We start from the raw sequence: 9,103 nt of genomic DNA, 5'->3' as shown, positions 1-9,103 counted from the left end.
GAGAGGGTGGTGTAGCTGCGGTCGGCGAGGGGCGCGCAGCCGGTTAGCAGCATCACCTCTTCAACGATTGCCGCATTCTCCCGCCCGGGCCAGGGTGCCCGGCCCATCGCCACAATATCTCTTACCGGCCAGTCGAAACCGAGCTGGCTCTGCTGGCGCATCACCGCGCGGCGTTGGGAAAGCGCGTCCCGCGACCAGTGTACAAGCGGCTTATTATCCAGCAGGCAGCGCCCGCTGTCCGGCGTAAGAAATCCGGTGAGCATCCGCAGCAGCGTGGACTTGCCCGCGCCGTTGGGGCCAATCAGGGCAACCAGCTCCCCGGGGTGCAGACTGAGTGAAATATCATGCAGTATTGTCCCAAAGCCGATACCGCAGGCCTGTAATTCTTTATCCACGCCCGCTCCCCTGACGAAAAATAAGCCATAAAAACCAGGGTGCGCCCAGCAGGCTGGTGAGCAGGCCTACCGGCATTTCGGCGGGGGAGACCAGCGTGCGTGCCGCCGTATCGGCCAGCAGCAGCAGGATCGCCCCGCCCAGAACGGAGCCGGGGATCGTCGCCCGGTGATCGGCGCCCAGCCACATGCGCAGCAGGTGCGGCACCACCAGCCCGATAAAGCCAATCACCCCGCTGACTGCCACCGCAGCCGCCACCAGCAGGGCGCTGCCGAGAAGCAGCCAGCGCTGGATCTGCCGGACGTTAACGCCCAGGTAGTGCGCTTCTTCATCTCCCAGCTGCAGCAGGTTGAGCGGCTGCGCCAGCCGCCATAGCGCGACGGTAGCGGGCACCATCAGTGATGCAGACACCAGCAGCGTGGACCACTGGGCCTGGCCAAGGCTACCCATGCCCCACAGGGAGAGCTGGCGCAGCTGGGCATCGTTACTTAACCACGACAACACCCCGACCGCAGCCCCGCACAGCGCATTAAGGGCAATCCCCACCAGCAGCAGCCGCGAGAGGCTCCCGCGCCGCTGTCGGCTGAGAAAAAAGATAATGGCCGTTACTGCCAGACTGCCGAGAAAGGCCGCCAGCATTGGCGCGTAGAGCATCATGATGGCAGGTAGCGAAACGGGGAGTACCACCCACAGCGCGACGCCGAGCGCGGCACCGCTGCTGATCCCGAGCAGGCCCGGATCCGCCAGCGGATTGCGAAACAGCCCCTGCATCACGCAGCCCGCCAGCGCCAGCGAGCCGCCGATAACCAGCGCCAGCAGCACTCTCGGCAGCCGAATGGTGAACCAGATTTGCCGCAGGGTGCTATCGCCGTCCCACAGCGCCCTCAGGGGCAGCTTCAGCGCGCCGAAGGTGGTGGCGAACAGCGTTGCACCCACCAGAACCAGCAGCATCAGCCACAGCGAGCGGGCACGCGCGCCGGGCATCAGGGAAGCTGCTCGGCTTTGTGTCGCAGGGCCTTGACGGCCTCCGGGGTGCGAATACCAAAACCGAGCAGCGCCATGTCATCAACCTGCAGCACCTGCTTATTGTGTCCGGCGGGCGTCTGGGCCAGGCCCGGCAGCGACCAGAGCGCGGATTCGCCGCCCATGCTTTTCAGTCCGTCGGCGGAGATAACCACCAGATCGGGTTTACTGGCGATAACTCCCTCCTGAGAGAGCGGCTGGTAGCGCGCGAAACCCTGCATGGCATTGGTCAGGCCAGCGGCGCGGATGGCGGCATCGGCACCGGTCTGCTGTCCGGCAGCCATCGCGTTCATCCCGCTGTGGCTGAGGATAAACAGCACCCGCTTGTTGAGCGGCGGCGGTGGAAGATCGGCCAGCGTCTGATCCAGCCGGCTGCTCAGGGCCTTGCCCTCGGCGTCTTTGCCCAGCGCCCGGGCCACCACGCGGATTTTCTCGTCGATGACGCTGAGATCGTCGCGCCCGGGCACGGTGATAACCTCAGCGCCGTTCTGCGCAACCTGGGTTAAGGCCAGAGAGGGCTGGGCCTGCGCGCTGGCCAGCACTAAATCCGGATGTGAGGCGAGGATCCCTTCGGCGTTCAGCTGGCGCAGGTAGCCGACGTCGGGAAGCTTGAGCGCCGCTGCGGGCCAGGTGCTGGTACTGTCCCTGGCCACCAGCGCATCCTGCGCGCCGAGCGCATAGACGATCTCGGTGACGTCGCCGCCGAGAGTCACCACTTTATGCTGCGCCGCGCTCGCCAGCAGCGGCAGAGTACCCAGCAGGATCAGCAGGCGCTTCATGCGGGGATTTCCTCTTTCGGCAGTCCGTCAATTTGCGCGCGCCACTGCGCCTGCTCCGGCTGGCCTTCTGTACGCTGACCGTACAGCTGGGCGATCTGGGTGCCGTCGGCGGCAAACAGCTCGAGGCTGGTAACGTGTCCATCTGCGGTGGGTTTGCGGGTTACCCAGCTTTCGGCAATGGCGTCATCGCGCAGGTGGAGGGTAAACAGCGGATTGAAAATATTGAGCCAGCCCCGCATCGGCGCAACTTTCTGCACGCTGCCGGTAAAAATCTGCACGCAGCCGCGGTTGCCGACAAAAATCATAATTTCATTGGCGTCACGCTGCGCGCGCTCCAGCAGCGTGGCCAGCGCGCTATTGTCCACCCGGCAGGCAAGATCATCGCTGACCAGCCGGAACGCCTGCTGGCGGGTCAGGCCGTGGCGCTTGAGCAGGGTAAAGAACTGGTGGACGTCGGTCATCGCGCGCCACTCGCGCTCAACGTCTGCGGCAGCGGCCTGTGAGGGTACTGCCGCAAGTGGCGGTGATGACTCAATGGCGAGCGCCGGATCCTCTGCCCGGGCAAACCGTGCGACAATGCCGTCCCAGGCTGCGGTGTCGGTTGTGTCGGTCGCGTAGACTTTCAGCAGGGCGTCGCCCTGGCGGTCAAAAAATTGAATGCTCTGGCGCTCGCCGCGCGCAGTGGCTTCCTGCAGATGAAAGATGCTGGCCCACTGGTTGAGAAACAGGCGCAGATCCAGCGCACGAGGATTAAGTACCAGCCCGGCGTGGCCGTTGAGGTAGTGGTTAGTAAAGCGGCCTACCTGTTCGTGCACCGCAAATTCGTTGCGGCAGATGCACTTGACGTCGCCCGCGGCTTCGAGCGCGGCCAGCACCTCGCGGATCTCGCCGTCCAGTCGCCGCGCGTCGTGGCCGACGCGGGCCTGCGCAAGTTCCGCCTCGCTTATCTGCATCAGCGCCGCGATATCGCGGGCGTATTTATCCGGGTTTTCTGCTTTTAACGTGAGCCAGCGGGCGTAGTGGGTCATGCGCTTTTCCTTGGTGACGAGCCGGAGATCCGGGACAAAAGGTTTTCTAAGTGACAATGATAATTATTATCAATAAAAAGCAGGGCGCGGCAACCGTTTTGTTATCAGGAAATGAGAAAGGAACAGGGCGCGCCGGGAGAGAGATTCCCGGCGCGGGAAGGCAGGGGGTCAGAAACGGCTATCGACAGCGTCCGCCAGCTTTTGCAGCAGTAGCTCGCTGTCTTCCCAGCCGAGGCACGGATCGGTAATCGACTGGCCGTAAGTCAGCGGCTGGCCGGCGACAATTTTCTGCGTGCCCTCGTGCAGGAAACTTTCTGCCATGATGCCAGCGATGGCGGTGGAGCCGCTGCGGATTTGCTGGCAAACGTCGTCGCAGACATCCAGCTGGCGGCGGTGCTGCTTCTGGCAGTTGCCGTGGCTGAAATCGATAACCAGCTGCTCGCTGAGATCGAACTGACGCAGGGTATCGCAGGCGGCGGCAATATCGGCAGCGTGGTAGTTCGGGGCTTTGCCGCCGCGCATAATCACGTGCCCGTAAGGGTTGCCGCTGGTCTGGTAAATGGTCATCTGGCCGTCTTTATCCGGCGAGAGGAACATGTGGCTGGCGCGGGAGGCGCGGATCGCGTCTACCGCAATGCGGGTGTTGCCGTCGGTGCCGTTTTTAAAGCCAACCGGACACGACAGGGCGGAAGCCATTTCTCGGTGGATCTGGCTTTCGGTGGTTCGCGCGCCAATCGCGCCCCAGCTAATGAGGTCGGCGATAAATTGACCGGTCACCATATCGAGGAACTCGGTGGCGGTAGGCACGCCCAGCTCGTTAACCTGCAGCAGCAGCCGACGCGCCAGTTCGATGCCGTGATTGACGCGGTAGCTGCCGTTAAGATCGGGATCGGAAATCAGACCCTTCCAGCCAACGACGGTGCGCGGCTTTTCGAAGTAGGTGCGCATCACAATTTCCAGCCGCGACTGGTACTTCTCGCGCAGCGGCCGGAGGCGGCGGGCGTAGTCCATTGCCGCGTCCAGATCGTGAATTGAGCAGGGGCCCACAATGACCAGCAGGCGTGGATCTTGTCCGTTAAGTATTTTTTCAATGCGGTGGCGTGAGGCGGTGACGTGTGCCGCAACATCGGCAGACACAGGATAGCGCTGGGCCAGTTCGGCCGGGGTTATCAGGCTCTCGATGCGCGCCGAACGCAGTTCATCAGTTTTGTTCATGGGAGGTCTCAAAATGGATTGCTTCAACGGCAGAGGTGCCGGAAGTGATGGGCACCACCTTAAACCAATCATTGGCTATTTCAAGGCAGAATGTGATGCACATCTAATAACAGGCAGGAGTGTAGCGGATTTTGATGTAATGTACTAGTGTATTAGTACATCCTGCGGCTGAGACCCATAATGTCGAGGATTTTGGTGGCTATCTCTTCCACGGAGTAGTTGGTGCTGTTCAGCCACGGGATCTGGTTTTTGCGGTACAGCGCCTCAACTTCGGTGACCTCCATGCGGCACTGGCGCATCGACGCGTAGCGGCTATTTTCCCGCCGCTCTTCGCGGATGGCCGCCAGGCGCTCGGGATCGATAGTCAGGCCAAACAGCTTGTGCTGGAAAGGTTTCAGCGCGGCGGGCAGCAGCAGGTTATCCATATCGTCGGCGATAAACGGATAGTTGGCGGCGCGAATGCCAAACTGCATTGCCAGATAGAGGCTGGTGGGGGTTTTACCGCAGCGGGAGACGCCCAGCAAAATCACCTGGGCCTGGTCGAGATTGCGCAGGGACACGCCGTCATCGTGGGCCAGGGTGTAATCAATGGCGGCGATGCGCGCGTCATATTTGGTGAGATTTCCCGGCGTCAGGCCGTGGGTGCGGTGGGCGATGGGCGTGGGATCGAGCTTTAACTCCTGCTGGAGCGGCGCCACCAGCGCCTGCACGATGTCCTGGCAGAAGCCCTGGCATTGCAAAATGATGGTGCGGATTTCCGGCAGCACAATCGAGTAGAACACCAGCGGGCGGATGCCGGTTTGCTGGTAGAGGCTGTCGATTTGCTCTTTCACCGCGCGGGCGCGGCTTTCGGTTTCAACAAAGGGCAGCGTCAGGCTGTTAACCGAAACCGGAAACTGCGACATCACCGCGTGGCCCAGCACTTCGGCGGTGATCGCCGTACCATCAGAAATATAAAAAACGTGGCGATCGACATCACTATCCATTTTTGAACATCCGCTCGGTTGGCTTAATTAGGTGAAGCATATATTAACGAAACAGATGACGGTGTCGATATTGTCACAAACATTAATAATGAAATGCTGTTTTTATTTTTTTAGAGCAAGTCGTTAATTTGTCTGCTGGCGACATTATACCGTTGGTTTTTGTGGGAATACCGAAAAATCATGAGGTTATGATAATTGCGTGATGCTCCTAAAAATAAGGGAATTTATTTGCTTGAACGATTCACCGTTTTTTTACGCCGGCGAAATATGTGAGTATTAACCCGAAGTCAGACCCGTTCTGACACTTTTCTTAATTCATATAAGGAATTGTTTCGATGTCCAACAATGGCTCGTCTCCGCTAGTGCTTTGGTACAACCAGCTCGGCATGAATGATGTAGACAGAGTTGGGGGCAAAAATGCCTCCCTGGGTGAAATGATTACGAATCTGTCCGATCTCGGCGTTTCCGTGCCTAACGGATTTGCCACCACCGCAGACGCGTTTAATCAGTTCCTCGACCAGAGCGGGGTCAACCAGCGTATTTATCAGCTGCTGGATAAAACCAACATTGACGACGTCACCGAACTGGCGAAGGCCGGCGCGCAAATCCGCCAGTGGATCATCGACACGCCGTTCCAGCCCGAGCTGGAGCAGGCCATTCATCAGGCTTATGACCGCCTCTCTGCCGATGATGCAGACGCTTCATTCGCCGTGCGCTCTTCGGCAACCGCTGAAGACATGCCCGACGCCTCGTTTGCCGGACAGCAGGAAACGTTCCTTAATGTGCAGGGCTACGACGCCGTACTGGTGGCGGTAAAGCACGTTTTTGCCTCCCTGTTTAACGATCGCGCCATCTCCTATCGCGTGCATCAGGGCTACGATCACCGCGGCGTGGCGCTTTCCGCCGGCGTGCAGCGTATGGTGCGCTCCGATCTCGCCTCATCAGGGGTGATGTTCTCCATTGATACCGAGTCGGGCTTCGATCAGGTGGTGTTTATCACTTCGGCCTGGGGTCTTGGCGAGATGGTGGTGCAGGGTGCGGTTAACCCGGATGAGTTCTACGTTCACAAGCCGACCCTGGCAGCGGACCGTCCGTCCATCGTGCGCCGCACAATGGGCTCGAAGAAAATCCGCATGGTTTATGCGCCGACCCAGGAGCACGGCAAGCAGGTCGCTATTGAAGACGTGCCCCAGGAGCAGCGCGACCGCTTCTCCCTCACCGACGATGAAGTGCAGGAGCTGGCAAAGCAGGCGGTGCAGATTGAGAAACACTACGCCCGCCCGATGGACATCGAATGGGCGAAAGACGGCCATACCGGCAAGCTGTTTATCGTGCAGGCGCGGCCAGAAACTGTCCGCTCCCGCGGTCAGGTGACCGAACGCTATACGCTGCACTCCCAGGGTAAAATCATCGCCGAAGGTCGCGCCATCGGCCACCGCATTGGCGCAGGCCCGGTGAAGATTATTCACGATATCAGCGAAATGAACCGTATTGAGCCCGGCGACGTGCTGGTTACCGACATGACCGATCCGGACTGGGAACCGATCATGAAAAAGGCGGCGGCGATTGTGACTAACCGCGGCGGGCGCACCTGCCACGCGGCGATTATCGCCCGCGAGCTGGGCATTCCGGCAGTGGTGGGCTGCGGTGACGCCACTGAACGCATGCAGGACGGCGCGCAGGTGACCGTCTCCTGCGCCGAAGGCGATACCGGCTACGTGTATGCCGAAATGCTCGACTTCAGCGTCAAAAGTTCCAGCGTCGATACCATGCCGGAGATGCCGCTGAAAATTATGATGAACGTCGGCAACCCGGACCGCGCTTTTGACTTTGCCTGCCTGCCCAACGAGGGCGTGGGCCTGGCGCGGCTGGAGTTTATTATTAACCGCATGATCGGCGTACACCCGCGCGCGCTGCTGGAGTTCGACGATCAGGAGCCGAAGCTGCAGCAGCAAATTCGCGAAATGATGAAAGGCTACGATTCGCCGAGAGAGTTCTACGTCGGCCGCCTGACGGAAGGTATCGCTACGCTGGGCGCGGCGTTCTATCCGAAGCGCGTAATCGTGCGTCTCTCCGACTTCAAATCCAACGAGTACGCCAACCTGGTGGGCGGCGATCGCTACGAGCCTCACGAAGAGAACCCGATGCTTGGTTTCCGCGGCGCGGGACGTTACGTGGCCGAAAGTTTCCGCGACTGTTTCGCGCTGGAGTGCGAGGCCGTGAAGCGGGTGCGCAACGATATGGGACTGAGCAACGTTGAAATCATGATCCCGTTCGTGCGCACCGTCGATCAGGCGCGAGCGGTGATCGACGAGCTGGCACGTCAGGGGCTGAAGCGCGGCGAGGACGGGCTCAAAATCATTATGATGTGTGAGATCCCCTCGAATGCGCTGCTGGCGGAGCAGTTCCTCGAATATTTCGACGGTTTCTCAATTGGCTCGAACGACATGACCCAGCTCACCCTCGGCCTCGATCGCGACTCCGGCGTGGTATCTGAACTGTTCGACGAGCGCAATGAGGCGGTGAAGGCGCTGCTGTCGATGGCGATACGCGCGGCGAAAAAGCAGGGTAAATACGTGGGCATTTGCGGGCAGGGACCGTCGGATCACGAGGACTTCGCGGCATGGCTGATGGAGGAAGGCATCGACAGCCTCTCCCTCAACCCGGACACGGTAGTCCAGACCTGGCTTAGCCTTGCAGAAATGCGCCAGTAGCGCGATATAAAAATCCCCGGCCCGCCGGGGATTTTTTTGTACTGTTTGCAGAATAAAAAAAAGCCCATCGTAGGAGATGGGCAAAGACTACACACAGCAATTCGTTACTTCACTCAGGGGATATCAGTGCTTATAAATCAAGCCTTTGATTTATAACCGTGACTTAATCATAAGCAACAGCCTCTGAAGCGTCGATCGGATTGCTCTTAATAGTTTAAGTATTATGAAGGGTTTAGGCGTAAATACGTTTTAGCAGGCACATATAGCTGAAGGTGGTGCTTTGTTTTTTGATGAATGATTAGAATGGTTAAACTATTTACCCGGCGACAGATGCGCCGGGTGAAGACAGATAGCAAATTACTTACATTCGTTTTTAGCCTGTAGCTCCTGTAATTCTTCAATCAGCAAATCCTGGTCGCTCGGCGGCGGCGGCACTTCGCGCACCCACACGTCGAACAGGCGCCAGGTCACGGCCAGCAGCACCGGCCCAATAAACAGCCCGATCATCCCAAAGGCAATCAGCCCGCCGATAACCCCAATCAGTATCAGCACCAGCGGCAGATCGGCGCCTTTACGGATCAGCGCCGGGCGAATAACGCTGTCCATGGTGCCGACCACGCAGCTCCAGATCAGCAGCACTGTGCCCCAGGTGGTGTCTCCACTCCAGTAGAGCCAGATAACCGAAGGTACCAGCACCACCAGCGGGCCCATCTGCACCAGGCAGGAGAACATCATCACTACCGTCAGCAGCGTGGCGTAAGGCACGCCGGCAACGGCCAGCCCAATGCCGCCGCACACCGCCTGCACCAGTGCCGTCACCACAACGCCCAGCGCCACGGCGCGGATCGCCGCGCCCGCCATTAGCACGGCAGCATCACCGCGGGTTGAGGCGAGGCGGGTAGCAAAATAGCGAATGCCGAAGGCGGCCTTCTCTCCCTGCCAGTAAAGCAGGGCGCTGAACAGCA

At 59.7% G+C, this 9,103-nt stretch carries 8 protein-coding genes and 1 other RNA gene; 1 reads left to right on the top strand and 8 read right to left on the bottom strand.

All coding sequences use genetic code 11. The features are described 5' to 3' along the window. The 6 genes from QZ766_RS06435 to QZ766_RS06410 form a co-directional block, all read right to left on the bottom strand. The coding region (locus QZ766_RS06435; RefSeq protein ID WP_297199010.1) for an ATP-binding cassette domain-containing protein at positions 1 to 395 on the bottom strand (395 nt) is incomplete at its 3' end. Further along, positions 388 to 1,377, bottom strand: coding sequence for an iron ABC transporter permease (locus tag QZ766_RS06430; RefSeq protein ID WP_297199007.1), 990 nt, complete (start codon positions 1,375 to 1,377; stop codon positions 388 to 390). The genes QZ766_RS06430 and QZ766_RS06435, both read right to left, overlap by 8 nt. Continuing rightward, entirely contained in the window at positions 1,377 to 2,195 is an 819-nt protein-coding gene (locus QZ766_RS06425; protein ID WP_297199004.1) for an ABC transporter substrate-binding protein, read from the bottom strand. Before QZ766_RS06425 ends, QZ766_RS06430 begins: the two co-directional genes overlap by 1 nt. Next, positions 2,192 to 3,223: a ChuX/HutX family heme-like substrate-binding protein gene (locus QZ766_RS06420; RefSeq protein ID WP_297199001.1), complete on the bottom strand. Its 1,032-nt coding sequence runs from the start codon at positions 3,221 to 3,223 to the stop codon at positions 2,192 to 2,194. Before QZ766_RS06420 ends, QZ766_RS06425 begins: the two co-directional genes overlap by 4 nt. Before the next feature lie 168 nt (positions 3,224 to 3,391). Then, a complete protein-coding gene (gene aroH / locus QZ766_RS06415; RefSeq protein ID WP_297198998.1) occupies positions 3,392 to 4,438 on the bottom strand; it encodes a 3-deoxy-7-phosphoheptulonate synthase AroH in 1,047 nt (348 codons plus the stop codon). 152 nt (positions 4,439 to 4,590) lie between these two features. Next, positions 4,591 to 5,424 (bottom strand): pyruvate, water dikinase regulatory protein, encoded by an 834-nt coding sequence (locus tag QZ766_RS06410; RefSeq protein ID WP_297198995.1) that lies wholly within the window; start codon positions 5,422 to 5,424, stop codon positions 4,591 to 4,593. A 335-nt stretch (positions 5,425 to 5,759) separates the two neighbouring features. Between QZ766_RS06410 and ppsA the strand changes: the two genes are divergently transcribed. After that, entirely contained in the window at positions 5,760 to 8,138 is a 2,379-nt protein-coding gene (ppsA, locus tag QZ766_RS06405; protein WP_297198992.1) for a phosphoenolpyruvate synthase, read from the top strand. 52 nt (positions 8,139 to 8,190) lie between these two features. Here the strand turns inward: ppsA and rprA are convergent. Both rprA and ydiK read right to left on the bottom strand, forming a co-directional pair. Beyond that, positions 8,191 to 8,298: antisense sRNA RprA (gene rprA / locus QZ766_RS06400), an RNA gene on the bottom strand. 197 nt (positions 8,299 to 8,495) lie between these two features. After that, positions 8,496 to 9,103: AI-2E family transporter YdiK (gene ydiK, locus QZ766_RS06395; RefSeq protein ID WP_297198990.1), on the bottom strand; the 608-nt coding region annotated here is incomplete at its 5' end.

The organism is uncultured Pluralibacter sp., from assembly GCF_913775985.1.
GTDB lineage: Bacteria > Pseudomonadota > Gammaproteobacteria > Enterobacterales > Enterobacteriaceae > Pluralibacter.
The sequence above is the reverse complement of the archived record's forward strand: the minus strand, read 5'-3'. Positions and strand labels throughout refer to the sequence as shown.

Excerpts from the sequence above, each read along its gene's own strand:
- QZ766_RS06420 (WP_297199001.1), bottom strand. The coding sequence starts at position 3,223 with ATGACCCACTACGCCCGCTGGCTCACGTTAAAAGCAGAAAACCCGGAT.
- ppsA (WP_297198992.1), top strand. The coding sequence starts at position 5,760 with ATGTCCAACAATGGCTCGTCTCCGCTAGTGCTTTGGTACAACCAGCTC.
- QZ766_RS06425 (WP_297199004.1), bottom strand. The coding sequence starts at position 2,195 with ATGAAGCGCCTGCTGATCCTGCTGGGTACTCTGCCGCTGCTGGCGAGC.
- aroH (WP_297198998.1), bottom strand. The coding sequence starts at position 4,438 with ATGAACAAAACTGATGAACTGCGTTCGGCGCGCATCGAGAGCCTGATA.
- QZ766_RS06410 (WP_297198995.1), bottom strand. The coding sequence starts at position 5,424 with ATGGATAGTGATGTCGATCGCCACGTTTTTTATATTTCTGATGGTACG.
- QZ766_RS06430 (WP_297199007.1), bottom strand. The coding sequence starts at position 1,377 with ATGCCCGGCGCGCGTGCCCGCTCGCTGTGGCTGATGCTGCTGGTTCTG.